Here is a 14,431-nt window from a genome sequence, read left to right as displayed (position 1 = left end):
CATGACCGACATCGTCACGGAGAACGAGAAGAAGGCCTCCTTCTTCAGCAAGCTCTACACCGGCACCGGCGCGTTCGACATCGTCGGACACCGGCGCAAGTACTACCTCGCGACCGGTCTGATCATCGTCGTCGCGATCCTGGGCATCCTGATCCCGGGCTTCAAGTTCAGCATCGACTTCGAGGGCGGCACGCAGGTGTCGTTCCCCGTCGGCAGCGCGCACGTCGACACGGCGAAGGTCCGCGAGACCGTCCGCAGCGCGACGGGCGTCGAGCCCTCGGCCGTGCAGACCGCCGGCACGGGTGCCGCCGCGACCTACCAGGTCTCACTGTCCGAACTGGACAACGACCAGATCACCAAGGCCCGCGAGGCGCTGTTCCAGACCTTCCATCCGCCGGGCCGCGACGGCGCGCCGTCCCCGAACAGCATCAGCTTCTCGGGCGTCAGCTCCACCTGGGGCGACCAGATCACCCAGCGCGGCCTGCTCGCACTCGTGGTGTTCCTGGTGATCGTCACCATCTACATCGCGGTCCGGTTCCGCGAGTGGGACATGGCGCTCGCCGCGCTCGCGTCGCTGTTCTTCGACGTGATCGTCACCGCGGGCTTCTACGCCTGGTCCGGCTTCGAGGTGAGCCCGGCCACCGTCATCGGCCTGCTCACGATCCTCGGCTTCTCCCTCTACGACACGGTGGTCGTGTTCGACAAGGTCGACGAGAACGTACGCGGAGTGCTGCACACCAACCGGCGCACGTACGGCGAGCAGGCGAACCTCGCCGTGAACCAGACCCTGATGCGCTCGATCAACACCACCGTGATCTCGGCACTGCCGATCATCTCGCTGATGGTGGTCGCGGCCTGGCTGCTGGGCGTCGGCACGCTGATGGACCTGGGCCTGATCCAGCTGGTCGGCGTCGTGGTCGGCGCGTACTCGTCCGTCTTCTTCGCGTCCCCGCTGCTCGTCTCGCTCAAGGAGCGGCGGCCCGAGTACAAGGCGCACACCGCCAAGGTGCTGGCCCGGCGGGCGAAGATCGCCGCCGGCGAGGATCTCGCTCCCGAGGGGGCGGCGGCGGTTCAGCTCGACAAGGCGCCGGCGCGGCCGCAGACCAAGCGGGCCCGGCGTCGTGACTGACACGCCCGGCCGCGCCGAGGCGGCGCGCGCCGTCGCCGAGCACACCCGTCACGTCGCGGACTTCCCGGCGCCCGGGGTCGTCTTCGCCGACCTCACGCCCGTGTTCGCCGACGGTGCCGCCCTCGCCGCCGTCATCGACGGCCTGGCCGACGCCGGCCGGGGTTCCGACGGTGCGGTCACCGTCGACCTCGTGGCGGGCCTCGACGCGCGCGGCTTCCTCCTGGGGTCGGGCGTCGCGCTGGCGCTGGGAGTGGGCACCCTCGCGGTGCGCAAGGCGGGCAAGCTGCCGCCGCCGGTGCTGCACGAGGAGTACGAGCTCGAGTACGGCACCGCCGCGCTGGAGATCCCCGCCGAGGGGATCGCGTTGCAGGGCAAACGGATCCTCATCGTCGACGATGTGCTCGCCACCGGCGGCACGGTGTCCGGTGCCGTGGCCCTGCTGCGGTGCGCGGGCGCGCTCGTCGAGCGGGTGTCCGTCGTCCTGGAGCTCGAGGCGCTCGGCGGACGCGCGCGGCTGGGCCAATTGCCCGGCGGACCCATCGCGGTGTCGACGATCTCGGTAGGCTGAATCCCTAGTCCACTCACGACGAGGACCACGGGGAGGCACCATGTCGCTGCAGTCTCAGGGGCCCGACGCCGCGCGCACCCCCACCGCGGAGCCGGGGCGGCCCGCCGGCGGCCCGCCCGCCGCGGAGACGACGGGGTCCACCACGCGCCGCGTGCGCGCCCGTCTGGCACGCAGGATGACGGGGACCCGCAACCACGTGCGGCCCGTGCTCGAGCCGCTGGTGGCGCTGCACCGCGAGGTGTACCCGAAGGCGGACGTCGCGCTCATCGAACGCGCCTACGACGTGGCGGAGCAGCGGCACGCGGACCAGATGCGCAAGTCGGGCGACCCGTACATCACGCACCCGCTGGCGGTCGCGACGATCCTCGCCGAACTGGGCATGGACACCACGACGATCGTCGCCGCGCTGCTGCACGACACGGTCGAGGACACCGGCTACAGCCTCGAACAGCTCACCGCGGATTTCGGTTCCGAGGTCGCGCACCTGGTGGACGGCGTCACCAAGCTCGACAAGGTGGCCCTCGGTAACGCCGCCGAGGCGGAGACCATCCGCAAGATGATCATCGCCATGGCCCGCGACCCGCGCGTGCTGGTGATCAAGGTCGCGGACCGCCTGCACAACATGCGCACCATGCGCTTCCTCCCGCCGGAGAAGCAGGCGCGCAAGGCCCGCGAGACGCTCGAGGTGATCGCACCGCTCGCGCACCGGCTCGGCATGGCCACGGTGAAGTGGGAGCTCGAGGACCTCGCGTTCGCCATCCTCCATCCCAAGAAGTACGACGAGATCGTGCGGCTCGTCGCCGATCGGGCACCGTCGAGGGACACGTACCTGGCGGCCGTGCGCGCGGAGATCAACGGCGCCCTGACCGCGCAGCGGATCGTCGCCGATGTGCAGGGACGGCCCAAGCACTACTGGTCGATCTATCAGAAGATGATCGTCAAGGGCCGCGACTTCGACGACATCCACGACCTGGTCGGCGTGCGGATCCTCTGCGACGAGGTGCGGGACTGCTACGCCGCCGTCGGCGTGGTGCATTCGCTGTGGCAGCCGATGGCGGGCCGGTTCAAGGACTACATCGCGCAGCCGCGGTACGGCGTGTACCAGTCGCTGCACACCACGGTGATCGGGCCCGAGGGCAAGCCCCTGGAGGTGCAGATCCGCACCCGCGAGATGCACCGGACCGCCGAGTTCGGCATCGCCGCGCACTGGCGCTACAAGGAGACCAAGGGCCGCAGCGCGGGTGGCGCGAAGGGCTCGGACCTGGCCGAGGTCGACGACATGGCGTGGATGCGCCAGCTGCTCGACTGGCAGCGGGAGGCGGCGGACCCGGGGGAGTTCCTCGAATCGCTCCGGTACGACCTCGCGGTCAAGGAGATCTTCGTCTTCACTCCGAAGGGCGATGTGATCACCCTCCCGGCCGGGTCGACGCCGGTCGACTTCGCCTACGCGGTGCACACCGAGGTGGGACACCGGTGCATCGGTGCCAGGGTCAACGGCCGCCTCGTCGCACTGGAGCGCAAGCTCGAGAACGGCGAGGTCGTCGAGGTGTTCACCAGCAAGGCCGAGAACGCGGGACCGTCGCGCGACTGGCAGACCTTCGTGGTCTCCCCGCGGGCGAAGGCCAAGATCCGGCAGTGGTTCGCCAAGGAGCGCCGCGAGGAGGCGCTGGAGAACGGCCGCGACGCCATCGCCAAGGAGGTGCGCCGCTCGGGCCTGCCGCTGCAGCGCCTCACCAACGCCGAGTCGATGGCCGGCATCGCCAAGGAGTTGCGGTACGCGGACGTCTCCGCGCTGTACACGGCGGTGGGTGAGCACCAGGTGTCCGCGCACACCGTCGTGCAGCGGATGCTGGAGCAGCTCGGCGGGATCGAGGAGGCCACCGAGGAGCTGGCCGAGCGGAACACCCCGTCGACCTTCGCGGGCCCGACGGCGGCCTCCGACGTCGGTGTGCTGGTCACCGGTCAGCCGGGCGTGCTCGCGAAGCTCGCCAAGTGCTGCACGCCGGTGCCGGGCGACGAGATCGTCGGCTTCGTCACTCGCGGGGGCGGGGTGAGCGTGCATCGCACCGATTGCACCAACGTGGCGGAGCTGCGCAAGGAACCGGAACGCTTCCTCGACGTGAAGTGGGCGCCGTCCGCGTCGTCGGTGTTCCTCGTGGCGATCCAGGTGGAGGCGCTGGACCGGCACCGTCTGCTCTCGGACGTGACGAAGGTGCTCGCCGACGAGAAGGTGAACATCCTCTCCGCGTCGGTCACCACCTCGCGCGACCGGGTCGCGGTGTCGCGCTTCACCTTCGAGATGGGCGACCCGAAGCACCTCGGGCACGTGCTCAACGTGGTCCGGAACGTCGAGGGCGTCTACGACGTCTATCGGGTGACCTCGGCGCAGTAGGAGCGGACGGATCGGATGAGAGGGCGTGCTCCGCACGGGTGGCGAGCTCTACCGGTGGCGGTGATCATCGCGTGCACCGTGAACACGGGGTGCGCCGCAGCGACGCCGGGCGGCCCGGGACCATCGCCGACGGTGCCCCCGTCACCGTCGGGCACGCCGAGCGCGGTGGTGCCGTCCAACGGCACCACGGCCCCGTCCGACGGGGCGCGTCGCGCCGGACTGATCGACGTGACGACGTTCCTGCCCGACGCGGTGATCGACCTGCGGTACGCCACCGCCGACAACTTCGTCGGGGTGCGGCTCTATCCCGCGGGGGCGAAATGCCTGGTGCACGAGTCGATGCGGGTGGGCCTGACGACCGCCGCCGCGATTCTGCGTGAGCGCGGCGAGCGGATCGTGTTCTGGGACTGCTACCGCCCGCACTCGGTCCAGGTCACGATGTTCGAGAAGGTGCCGAATCCGGCCTGGGTCGCCGCGCCCGGCGCCTACTCGCGGAGCCACGAGACGGGCCGCTCGGTCGACGTGACGCTCACGTCCGGACACGGCCTCGTGGACATGGGAACCGACTTCGACGCGTTCACCCCGCAGGCGGCCGCGCACGCGACCTCCGGCGTCACCGCGGCGCAGCAGGCGAATCGCGCGCGGCTGCGGGCGGCGATGGCGGCCGGCGGACTGTCCGCCTACGCCGGTGAGTGGTGGCACTTCGACGGGCCCGGCGCGGGCGTGCAGCGCGCGATCGTCGACGTGCCGGTCAACTGACGCGGTCGGCCGACGTCGGTCAGTTGCGGCGCAGCGTCGCCGTGATCGTCATGGTGCGCCCCTGCGACGTCGAGTAGTACGTCGAGGTGAAGCCGATCGTGTCGTCGGCGTTCGCGACGAGTTCGATGTTGGAGGTCACGCACGTGCCGACGTCGATCGTCTCGACCAGGGCGGTCACGGCCCCGCTCGTGGACCGCTCGCTCCACCGTCCCGAGCAGCCCAACTGCGGGTAGCTCACCGTCGCCGACATCGGCCCCACGGCCAGGATGTCCGCCGACACCGTGAAGCCGGCCTGGTCGCCGACGACCGTGCCGGTCCAGGTGCCCACCAGTGAGCGTGTCACCGGCGTCCGACTCGCCCCGCTCGGAATGCTTCCCGTGGTCGTGGTGGGGCCGGCCCCCGTCGTCGTGGTGGAGGACGTCTCGGAGCCCCTCAGGTACAGGACGGCCACCGTCGCGAGAACGGCGACCAGCACGACCGCGAGGACGAGCATCGCCGGGACCGCCGCCGACCGCCGCTTCCCCGGCGTCGACGGTGCCTGCGCCGCCTGCGCCGGCGGAACCGCGGGCGACGCGGGGGTCACCCAGGTGCGCTCGCCGGGCGGTCCGGTGGGGCCCCACGGCTGCGGGACGCGCGCGGCTTCCGGCGCCGGCTCGGGCGGACGGTGGGCCGCGGGACGGGCTTGCGTGGGATCGCCGGCCAGGGCGCTCGCCGCGGCGGACGCCAACGACCCGCACGTCGGGAACCGATCGCGGGGCGACTTCGCCAGCGCGCGGGCGAGCACCGCGTCGAGCGCGTGCGGCAGCTCGGGGCGCGCGTCGGTGACGCGCGGCGCCGTCGCGGTCGCGTTCGCGTGCATCATCGAGATGTTGTCCGGTCGCGGGTACACCCGCTCGCCCGTCAGCAGTTCGTACAGCGAACAGCCCAGCGCGTACACGTCGACGGACGCCGTCGGCGTGACCCCGGCGAGGAGCTCGGGTGCCGCGTACGCCAGCGTGCCGACCATGGCCCCGGTACTGGTCAGCGTCGTCGCCTCGGCGACCGACCGCGCGATCCCGAAATCCGCGATCAGGGCCCGCCGGTCACCGGCGCCGTCGGCCCAGCCCGACGTGAGGAGCATGTTCGCCGGCTTGACGTCGCGGTGCAGCATCCCCTTGCCGTGCGCGAAGTCGAGCCCGGCCGCGACCTGGCCGATGATGTCCACCGCCTGCCGCGCGGGCAGCGGGCCCCGCTTCCGGACCAGCGCGGCGGCGTCGGTGCCCTCGATGTACTGCATCGCGATCCACATCAGGTCGCCGTCGGCCCCGGCGTCCTGCACCGCGACGATGTTCGGGTGGTCCAACTGCGCGGCGAGGTCCGCCTCCCTTCCGAACCGCTGCCGGAAGGCGGGATCGACGACCAGGCCGGGGGCGAGCACCTTCAGCGCCTGGTTCCGGGGCAGGCGGGGGTGACGTGCGAGGTAGACGGTGCCCATCCCGCCCGCCCCGAGCACACGGATCACCTCGTACCCCGCGACGACCTCTCCCGGCTGGAGGCGCGACCCCGGCTCGGCCATCTCAGGATTCCAGCGTCATCGTGGAGATATCCACCGGGACAGTGGGTTTGCCGTCGGTGACGGTGCCGGCCGAGGAGGCGGGCACGGTGCCGTTCGCGGTGATGCCCTTCTTCGCGATGTCCACCAGCGTCGTGATCCCGCTGCTGTTCGTCCGCCCGATCACGCTGTAGGTGGCCGGCAGCGCGGTGTCCCGGTACACCAGGAAGAACTGCGATGATCCGGTGTCGTGGTCGGAGCCGCCGTTCGCGTTCGCGACGGCGATCGTGCCCGCGGGGTAGACCACGGTCGGCTCGGAGCCGGCCTGGCTCGTCGACGGTGTGGTGGAGGACGTCAGGAACGTGGGAGCCTCGTCGGGGGAGGTCCATCCGGCGCCGCCCATCCCGGAGCCGGACGGGTCGCCGCACTGCAGCACGTACAGGCCGCCCCGGCCGCCGGTCGACGGTGCGTTCGTCTCGCGATGGCACGTGGTGCCGTCGAAGTACTTCGCGGCGATCAGAGTCTCGAAGGTCCGGACGTTGCAGGGCGCCTTCGCGCGGTCGAGCTCGATCGACAGGGTGCCCGCGCTGGTGGCGATCGAACCGAACAGCGAACCGGTGCTCGGCACCGCGGTTCCGCCGGGCTTGCCGATGGCCTTGTTCTTGACGGTGAGGGCCTCGAGCGCGGGAAGCGATTTCTCCATGGTCGCGTTCCGTTGCTCGGCCGAGTCGATCTGTGCCTGCACGGCGCTTCGCTCGTCGCCGGACAGACCGCTCAGCGTGGCCTTGACCTTGTCGATCTGCGACCGGGAGCTCGCGATGGCGGTCCGGGTCGCAGCGGCCTGGTCGGGGCGGTCGGCGAAGTCGCAGGTCACCGTCGCGCCGGCGGCGTTCGACGGCCCGGCGGCGGCCGAAGAACCGTCGCCCCGGGCGAGGACCACCGCTCCCGCCACGGCGGCGATGACGACGATCGCCGCGACCGCGCCGCCGATGAGCACGCCCCGGCGCGACCTTCTCGCGCCCGCCGGACCGGCCGCACTGGGACCGGTCGCACTGGGACCGGCCGCCGCCGGTGCCGGAGCCGGAGCGGGAACGTGCGTGGGCGCGTACTGGAACGCGGGCGCGGTGGGTGGCGCGGGAGGGGGCATCGTCGGCGGAACGGGCGCGCGCCGGGGAGCCGAGGCGAGTGCGGCGCGCAGGTCGGCGACGAACTCGGCGTTGTCGGGATAGCGGTCGCCCGGTTCCTTGGCGAGCGCCCGGGCGAAGACGGCGTCCGCGGCCCGCCCGAGGTGCGGGGCGCGCTCGGACAGCAGCGGCACCGGTGCGGTCAGGTGCGCGGCGGCCACGGCCCGCGCCGACTCGCGCGGATAGGGCCCGACGCCGGAGAGCAGCTCGAAAGCCGTGCAGGCCAACGAGTACTGATCGGATCGGTGGTCGACGGAGCCGCCCTCGATCGCCTCCGGGGCGAGGTAGGACATGGTGCCGATGGTCAGCCCGGTGGACGTGACGCGGACCGCGTCCTCGAGGGCCTTGGCGATGCCGAAGTCGGTGAGCTTCACCGACGCGGGCGCGCCGTCCTCGAAGCCGATCAGGATGTTCGCCGGCTTGACGTCCCGGTGCGTGACTCCGCGTGTCCGGCGGCCGTAGTCGAGGGCCGATCCGACCCCGTCGACCACGCGGAGCGCGAGGTCGGCGGGCATCGGCCCGTACTCGCGGAGCAGTTGCGCGGCGTCGGCCCCGCCGATGTACTCCATCGTCAGCCAGAGCCTGCCGTCGTCCTCGCCCCGGTCGTAGAGATGGACGATGTTCGGGTGGCTCAGCCCGGAGAGGACGTCGGCCTCCCGGAGGAAGCGGGCCTTGGCGTCCGCATCGCCGACCACCCCGCTCCCGAGCAGCTTCAGCGCATCCTGCCGCGGGAGGCGCGGGTGCTGGACGAGGTACACCTCGCCCATGCCACCCGCGCCCAGCCGGCGCAGGACGGTGTAACCGCCGATGGTGGCCAGCGGGTCGGCGGACCCGGACGGCCGCTCCGTCATGTCAGGAGGCGAGCGCCATGCTGGTGATGGTCACCGGCTCCTTGGGCTTGCCGTCGGTCACCGGCGCGGCGGGGGTGGCGGCCGGCTCACCGTCGTTGGGTGCGATGCCCTTGGCGGCGATCTGCTTGAGCAGTGTCAGGCCGGCGTCGTCGATCTTGCCGATGACGGCGTAGTTGGGCGGCAGCGTCGAGTCCTTGTAGACGAGGAAGAACTGGCTGGCGCCGGTGTTCGACACGCCGGCCGAACCGGACTGGGGATCCGCCTGCTGGTTGGCGTTCGCGACGGCGATCGTCCCCGCCGGGTAGATCGACGTGCCCGAGCCGCCCGTCATGGGGTTCGCGGGCGACGCGGCCTTGAGGAACGCAGGGTTCTCGTCGGGCGAGGTCCAGCCCGGACCACCGACACCGGAGCCCGAGGGGTCACCGCACTGCAGCACGTACAGCCCACTGGCGGCCGTCGGGGCGCCGCCGGTCTCGCGGATGCACGGGGTGTTGTCGAAGTACTTGGCCGCGATGAGCGTGGCGAAGGTCTCCACGTTGCACGGCGCCTTCGAGCGGTCCAGCTCGAATCCGATCGGACCGGAGTTCGTGGTCAAGGTACCGGTCAGGGTGCCGGAGTTCGGCACATCCTTCCCGCTCGGCTTGCTGACGGTCTTGTTGCGCTCGGTCAGCTTGTCGATCGCGGGGAGCGCCTTCTCGGTCCGAGCGATCTGGCGCTCGAGCTTGTCGGTCTGCTCTGAGAACGCCTTGATCTGCGCCTCGCCGGCGGTCTTCTGATCGCCGGTCATGGTGGCGAGCTGCTTCTGCGCGTCGGTCACCTGCGTGCGCCGCGCCGCGATCTGCTGCTTCTGCGCAGGCAGGTTCTTGTGCGTGTCGGCGACGGGATCGCGGTCCTGGAAGTCACAGGTGACGTGCTCCGACTTGAACTTGTTCTCGGCCGCCACGCGCAGGGGCGCGCGCGGACCCTGCGGCAGCCAGATGTAGCAACCGGCGGCGACGAGCGCGACCACGACCACACCGGCGATCGCACCGGCCTTGATCTTGCGCTTGCGCGCGTCTGCTTCACGCCGCTCGTTCTGCTTCGCGAGCTTCTCGCGCGCTGCCTGACGGCGTTCCTCATTGCTCGGCACGGTGTGACGACCTCCTCATTACCGACATCCGGCGGGCACAACTGATCGCCAAGTCTGCCAGTTAAACCTGATGGACGCCGCCACCGGGTCTGGTGCCACAATGGTCGGATGCTGATCACCGGATTCCCCGCGGGGGTGTTCCAGACCAACTGCTACGTCGTCGCAGCGGGTCCGGGCTCCGACGCCGTCGTCATCGACCCCGGTCAGGACGCCGTCGAGCCTCTCAAGCAGCTCCTGGCCGAGCACCGGCTGAACCCCGTCGCGGTGCTGCTCACCCACGGTCACCTCGACCACACCTGGACGGCGCAGCCCTTCGCCGACGAGTACGGGATCCCCGTCCACATCCACGACGCCGACCGGCCGATGCTCGCCGATCCGGCCGTCGGGATCGGCGCCGCCCTCGGCGCGATGATCGGGGACCAGGTGTTCGTCGAGCCGCAGAAGGTCGTCGAGCTCGTCGACGGCGAGCCGGTGGAGCTGGCCGGGATCACCTTCGGCGTCGACCACGCGCCGGGCCATTCCCCGGGCTCGATCGTCTTCACCGTCGCGGCCCCCGCGGTCGACGGTGACGGTGCCCCCGTCGAGGGGGAGACGGTCACCGTCGCCTTCGACGGCGACGTGCTCTTCCAGAGTTCCATCGGGCGCACGGATCTGCCGGGCGGCAGCCACGAGCGCCTCCTGCGCTCGATCGCCGAGAAGCTGCTGCCCCTGCGGGACGACACCGTCGTCCTGCCCGGGCACGGCCCGGCCACCACCATCGGACGGGAGCGGGCGATGAACCCGTTCCTGCAGGGGCTCACGGGCACGCAGACGCCCGCGGAGCGGAAAGGACGATACGGACTGTGAGCGCCGGTAGCTTCCAGGCTCCCAAGGGAATTCCCGACTACATCCCGGTGCCGTCGGGGGAGAAGAACAGCTCCGCCGACTTCCTGGCGGTGCGCAGTGCTCTGCTGACCGCGACGGCCGAGGCCGGCTACGGCTACATCGAGCTGCCGATCTTCGAGGACACGACCCTGTTCGCGCGGGGCGTGGGCGAGTCGACCGACGTGGTGGCGAAGGAGATGTACACCTTCGCCGACCGTGGCGACCGGTCGGTCACGCTGCGCCCCGAGGGCACGGCGGGCGTCGTGCGCGCCGTCCTGCAGCACGGCCTCGACCGCGGCCAACTGCCGGTCAAGGCCGCGTACGCGGGACCGTTCTTCCGGTACGAGCGTCCTCAGGAGGGCCGCTACCGGCAGTTGCAGCAGGTGGGCATCGAGGCCATCGGCGTCGACGACCCGGCGCTCGACGCCGAGGTGATCGCCGTCGCCGACCGCGCCTATCGCAGCGTCGGGCTCGACGGCTTCCGACTGGAGATCTCGTCGCTGGGCGACGCCACGTGCCGGCCGCAGTACCGGGAGAAGCTGCAGGAGTTCCTGTTCGCGCTCGACCTGGACGACGAGACGCGGCGCCGCGCCGAGATCAACCCGCTGCGCGTGCTCGACGACAAACGTCCCGAGGTCAAGGCCATGACGGCCGATGCGCCGCTCATGGTCGACTCGCTGTCCGACGATGCCCGCGAGCACTTCGAGAAGGTGCTCGGCTACCTCGATGCGCTCGGTGTGCCGTACGTCGTGAACCCCCGGCTCGTGCGCGGACTCGACTACTACACCAAGACCTGCTTCGAGTTCGTCCACGACGGCCTGGGTGCGCAGTCCGGCATCGGCGGCGGGGGCCGGTACGACGGCCTCGTCGAGCAGTTGGGCGGCCGGGAGGGCGTGACGGGCGTGGGCTTCGGGCTCGGCGTCGACCGCACGCTCCTGGCGCTGGCCGCGGAGGGCAAGCGCGCACCGTCGGCGCCGCGGGTCACGGCCTTCGGCGTGCCGCTCGGCGACGCGGCACGGGACGCGATGGTGCCGCTGCTGGGACGCCTGCGGGCCGCCGGCGTGCGGTCCGACATGGCCTACGGCAACCGCGCCATGAAGGGCGCGATGAAGGCCGCGGACCGGTCAGGTGCCCGTTTCGCCCTGATCCTGGGTGATTCCGAGCTCGACCAGGGCGTCGTGATGCTCAAGGATCTGGCGAAGGGCGAGCAGCGGGCCGTGCCGATCGATACCGTCGTGGACGTGATCGTGACCGAGAGCGCCGAGGCGCCGGAAAGCGCGGAGTAGCCCTCGTGTCGTCCAGTCCTGCCGAGCCCGGCGCCCGCGACCCGCGGGAGCTGAGCGCGGAGGACGCCGTCGACGTGGACCTCATCCCGCCGCGGCTGATGCTGCCGAAGGTACGTCGCGCCCTGGCGATCGGCCTCATCGCGACGGTGATCGTCGGCGTGATCGTGACGGTGCTGGTGGGCGCCCCGTGGGGCATCGCCGTGCTGGTCGCCGGTGCCGCGCCCGGTGTCGGTGGTTACCTGGGCGTCGCTCGGCGCCGGGTCGTGCTCGATCACCGCGTGCTGACCCGCCGGACACTGCGGACACAGCGGATGAATCTCATGGACGCCGACGAGGTCGACCTGGTCGCGGAGGTGGCCCGGTTCGCGCAGGTCTCGCTCCGGCTGCGCCAGGGGAGGACGACGGTGCGCCTCCCCATCGCCCTGTACGAGGGCTCGGGGCGGGGTCGCGTGCGCGGCCGCGAGCTGCCGATGCTGGGCACTCGCCGGCTCGCGGAGGCGCTGGAACGCAATCGCCGGCCGGAGGTCGGCGACATCGCGCGGGTGCTCGCGGAGCAGGCGCGGGCCCAGTCGACGTCGATGCCGATGCGGGACCGGCCGCTGTTCCGCGCCGCGGGGATCGCGCGGGAGCTCGGCGGCGGCGAGGAGCTGGTGTTCTCCACCGACGAGGTCGAGGAGATCGCCCGCCCGCTCTGGTAGCGACGCGCTGTTCGAATACTTGACTCGACTCGAACGACGTGTTCGACTGTCGGTGTGCGATGGAATGGTCAGTTGTTGGGCGACGGCTCCGCCGAAGCGGGGTCGGGGGTGCGGGCGCTGCCGGGCCTGGAGGGCTACGGACGCACGGTCACCACGCCGGAGTTCGAGGGGATCACCTTTCACGAGGTGCTGTGCAAGAGCGCGTTGAACAAGCTTCCCGAGTCCTCCGCGATGCCCTTCACCTGGACGATCAACCCGTACCGCGGGTGCACGCACGCGTGCACGTACTGCTTCGCGCGCTCGAGTCACGAGTACCTCGAGTTCGACGCGGGTGGTGACTTCGACAGTCAGATCGTCGTGAAGACCAATCTGGTGTCAGTGCTCAAGAAGGAGCTCCGCCGGGCCTCGTGGCACGGCGATCCGGTCGCGCTCGGGACGAACACGGATCCGTATCAGCGGGCGGAGGGGCGGTACCGGCTCATGCCGGGCGTCATCGGGGCGCTCGCGGGCGCGGGTTCGCCGATCTCGATCCTCACCAAGGGCACACTGCTGCGGCGCGACCTGCCGCTGCTGGTCACCGCCGCGACCACGGTGCCCGTGCAGTTGTCGGTGTCGCTGGCGCTGCTGGATCCGGTTCTGCAACAGTCTCTCGAGCCCGGTGCGCCGAAGCCCGCGGCGCGGCTCGACCTGATCCGCGCGGTCGCCGACGCCGGCTTCGACTGCCACGTGATGGTCGCGCCGGTCGTGCCCTACCTCACCGACGACACGGCCTCGCTGCGCGCGCTGTTCGAGGCCCTCGCCGACGCGGGCGCGACCACGGCCTCGGTCATGGCGTTGAACCTGACGGGCCGCTACCGGGACTGGTTCCTCGGCTGGCTGTCCGAGAACCATCCGATGCTGGTGCGGCGCTACCGCCAGCTGTACGGCTCCACCGGCCGGGTCTCGGCCGACTACCGCACGCACCTGCGCGCCCGCGTCACGCCGATGCTCGAGGAGTTCGGGCTGCTGCGCCTGGAGGATCCCTATGGGAGCCCGCCGCAGCGCGCGGCACGTACTCCTCGGGTCCACGGCTCCGCTGCTCCGGACCTGCAGGAGTCGCTCTTCTAGACGAGTGCGTAACTGATGTGTTACGTTTTTGGGGTGAGCGTCTTCGCAGCCATCGCCGACCCGGTGCGGCGCCGGATCGTGGTGCTGCTGAGTAGGGCTCCGATGACCGCGGGGCAGGTCGCCTCCGAGTTCGACATCAGCCGACCGGCCGTCAGTCGGCATCTGCGCGTGCTCCGCGATGCGGGTGTCGTCGAGGGCGGACCGTCGGGCGGGGACGGGCGCGAGCGGACGTACGCGCTGCGGCTCGAGGCGCTCGACGAGATCGACGGCTGGCTGGCGCGGGTCCGCGGCTCTGCCGGGCTCGCGGGCCTGCTGGCCTCGCCCGCGTTGGACACGGAGGTGCGTCGCACGCGGCGCGACAACGCCCGCGCGGCGGACGCTGCGGGTGTCACGGAGATCGATGGAACACGAGAACGGGGAACGGCATGACCAAGCAGGCGACCGGGCGCGTGGTGATCACCGACGGTGGGCGCGACCTGATCCTCGAGCGGTACTTCGATGCGGGCGTCGACGACGTCTGGGCCTCGATCACGGAGTCGGAGCGGACGGCACGGTTGTTCGGCCCCTGGACGGGTGAGCCCGGAGTCGGCTCCGTCGTGCGGGTGACGATGGGCTTCGAGGAGGGGGCTCCCGTCATGCCGATGACCATCACGGCGTGCGAGCCGCCGCGGCGGCTCGGTGTGCATTCCCAGGACGAGTACGGCGAGTGGAACCTCGAGGCGCTCGTCGAGCGGGACGGTGACCGCACCCGGTTGACCTTCGTCCACCATCTCGACGCCGCGGCGAACGCCGCGGAGGTGGGGCCCGGCTGGGAGTACTACCTCGACGCCCTCGTTGCCGCTGAGAACGGCCGTGCAGCACCGGATTTCGACGACTACTTCCCGGAGATGTCGGCCCACTACGGCGGTGCCTGACGCCCGACGCCGGGCGCCA

General features: G+C 71.2%; 13 protein-coding genes. 10 read left to right on the top strand and 3 right to left on the bottom strand.

All coding sequences use genetic code 11. From position 1 onward, the window contains the following. Position 1: 1 nt before the first annotated feature. The 4 genes from secF to AXK61_RS01915 are packed head-to-tail and all read left to right on the top strand — an operon-like array spanning position 2 to position 4,848. Positions 2 to 1,129, top strand: coding sequence for a protein translocase subunit SecF (secF, locus tag AXK61_RS01930; protein WP_068569361.1), 1,128 nt, complete (start codon positions 2 to 4; stop codon positions 1,127 to 1,129). Continuing rightward, the gene (locus AXK61_RS01925) at positions 1,122 to 1,697 is read left to right on the top strand and encodes an adenine phosphoribosyltransferase (protein ID WP_068743491.1); all 576 of its coding nucleotides are present in this window, start codon (positions 1,122 to 1,124) and stop codon (positions 1,695 to 1,697) included. The genes secF and AXK61_RS01925 overlap by 8 nt, the downstream gene beginning before the upstream one ends. Positions 1,698 to 1,737: 40 nt before the next feature. Continuing rightward, positions 1,738 to 4,089: a RelA/SpoT family protein gene (locus AXK61_RS01920; RefSeq protein WP_068743489.1), complete on the top strand. Its 2,352-nt coding sequence runs from the start codon at positions 1,738 to 1,740 to the stop codon at positions 4,087 to 4,089. Positions 4,090 to 4,104: 15 nt separating this feature from the next. Beyond that, positions 4,105 to 4,848, top strand: a complete 744-nt coding sequence (locus tag AXK61_RS01915; protein ID WP_068743487.1) for a M15 family metallopeptidase — start codon at positions 4,105 to 4,107, stop codon at positions 4,846 to 4,848. A 19-nt stretch (positions 4,849 to 4,867) separates the two neighbouring features. On the opposite strand, the gene AXK61_RS01910 is transcribed toward AXK61_RS01915, so the two are convergent. The 3 genes from AXK61_RS01910 to AXK61_RS01900 are packed head-to-tail and all read right to left on the bottom strand — an operon-like array spanning position 4,868 to position 9,543. Beyond that, on the bottom strand, positions 4,868 to 6,403 hold the full coding sequence (locus AXK61_RS01910; protein WP_068743485.1) for a serine/threonine-protein kinase: 1,536 nt from the start codon (positions 6,401 to 6,403) through the stop codon (positions 4,868 to 4,870). A 1-nt stretch (position 6,404) separates the two neighbouring features. Beyond that, positions 6,405 to 8,414, bottom strand: coding sequence for a protein kinase domain-containing protein (locus tag AXK61_RS01905; RefSeq protein ID WP_068743483.1), 2,010 nt, complete (start codon positions 8,412 to 8,414; stop codon positions 6,405 to 6,407). A gap of 1 nt (position 8,415) precedes the next feature. Continuing rightward, on the bottom strand, positions 8,416 to 9,543 hold the full coding sequence (locus tag AXK61_RS01900; protein ID WP_068569367.1) for a peptidylprolyl isomerase: 1,128 nt from the start codon (positions 9,541 to 9,543) through the stop codon (positions 8,416 to 8,418). A gap of 108 nt (positions 9,544 to 9,651) precedes the next feature. Here AXK61_RS01900 and AXK61_RS01895 point away from each other — a divergent pair, with 108 nt between their 5' ends. Genes AXK61_RS01895 through AXK61_RS01870 form a run of 6 tightly spaced genes read left to right on the top strand, consistent with a single transcriptional unit; the run spans position 9,652 to position 14,412 of the window. Beyond that, complete coding sequence (locus tag AXK61_RS01895; protein WP_068569368.1) at positions 9,652 to 10,389, top strand: MBL fold metallo-hydrolase; 738 nt, start codon at positions 9,652 to 9,654, stop codon at positions 10,387 to 10,389. Continuing rightward, complete coding sequence (gene hisS, locus AXK61_RS01890) at positions 10,386 to 11,693, top strand: histidine--tRNA ligase (RefSeq protein ID WP_068743482.1); 1,308 nt, start codon at positions 10,386 to 10,388, stop codon at positions 11,691 to 11,693. The genes AXK61_RS01895 and hisS overlap by 4 nt, the downstream gene beginning before the upstream one ends. A 5-nt stretch (positions 11,694 to 11,698) precedes the next feature. Further along, positions 11,699 to 12,391: a hypothetical protein gene (locus AXK61_RS01885; RefSeq protein ID WP_068569370.1), complete on the top strand. Its 693-nt coding sequence runs from the start codon at positions 11,699 to 11,701 to the stop codon at positions 12,389 to 12,391. 54 nt (positions 12,392 to 12,445) lie between these two features. Then, positions 12,446 to 13,498 carry an Rv2578c family radical SAM protein gene (locus AXK61_RS01880; RefSeq protein WP_068743480.1) on the top strand — a complete coding sequence of 351 codons (1,053 nt, stop codon included), beginning with the start codon at positions 12,446 to 12,448 and terminating at the stop codon, positions 13,496 to 13,498. A 33-nt stretch (positions 13,499 to 13,531) separates the two neighbouring features. Next, entirely contained in the window at positions 13,532 to 13,927 is a 396-nt protein-coding gene (locus AXK61_RS01875; RefSeq protein WP_231855393.1) for an ArsR/SmtB family transcription factor, read from the top strand. Then, positions 13,924 to 14,412: an SRPBCC family protein gene (locus AXK61_RS01870; RefSeq protein WP_068743478.1), complete on the top strand. Its 489-nt coding sequence runs from the start codon at positions 13,924 to 13,926 to the stop codon at positions 14,410 to 14,412. Before AXK61_RS01875 ends, AXK61_RS01870 begins: the two co-directional genes overlap by 4 nt. Positions 14,413 to 14,431: the final 19 nt, after the last annotated feature.

Source organism: Tsukamurella pseudospumae (assembly GCF_001575205.1).
Classification (GTDB): domain Bacteria; phylum Actinomycetota; class Actinomycetes; order Mycobacteriales; family Mycobacteriaceae; genus Tsukamurella; species Tsukamurella pseudospumae.
This window is presented reverse-complemented; position numbering and strand designations above follow the sequence as displayed.

Excerpts from the sequence above, each read along its gene's own strand:
- AXK61_RS01920 (WP_068743489.1), top strand. The coding sequence starts at position 1,738 with ATGTCGCTGCAGTCTCAGGGGCCCGACGCCGCGCGCACCCCCACCGCG.
- secF (WP_068569361.1), top strand. The coding sequence starts at position 2 with ATGACCGACATCGTCACGGAGAACGAGAAGAAGGCCTCCTTCTTCAGC.
- AXK61_RS01915 (WP_068743487.1), top strand. The coding sequence starts at position 4,105 with ATGAGAGGGCGTGCTCCGCACGGGTGGCGAGCTCTACCGGTGGCGGTG.
- AXK61_RS01895 (WP_068569368.1), top strand. The coding sequence starts at position 9,652 with ATGCTGATCACCGGATTCCCCGCGGGGGTGTTCCAGACCAACTGCTAC.
- AXK61_RS01870 (WP_068743478.1), top strand. The coding sequence starts at position 13,924 with ATGACCAAGCAGGCGACCGGGCGCGTGGTGATCACCGACGGTGGGCGC.
- AXK61_RS01905 (WP_068743483.1), bottom strand. The coding sequence starts at position 8,414 with ATGACGGAGCGGCCGTCCGGGTCCGCCGACCCGCTGGCCACCATCGGC.
- AXK61_RS01910 (WP_068743485.1), bottom strand. The coding sequence starts at position 6,403 with ATGGCCGAGCCGGGGTCGCGCCTCCAGCCGGGAGAGGTCGTCGCGGGG.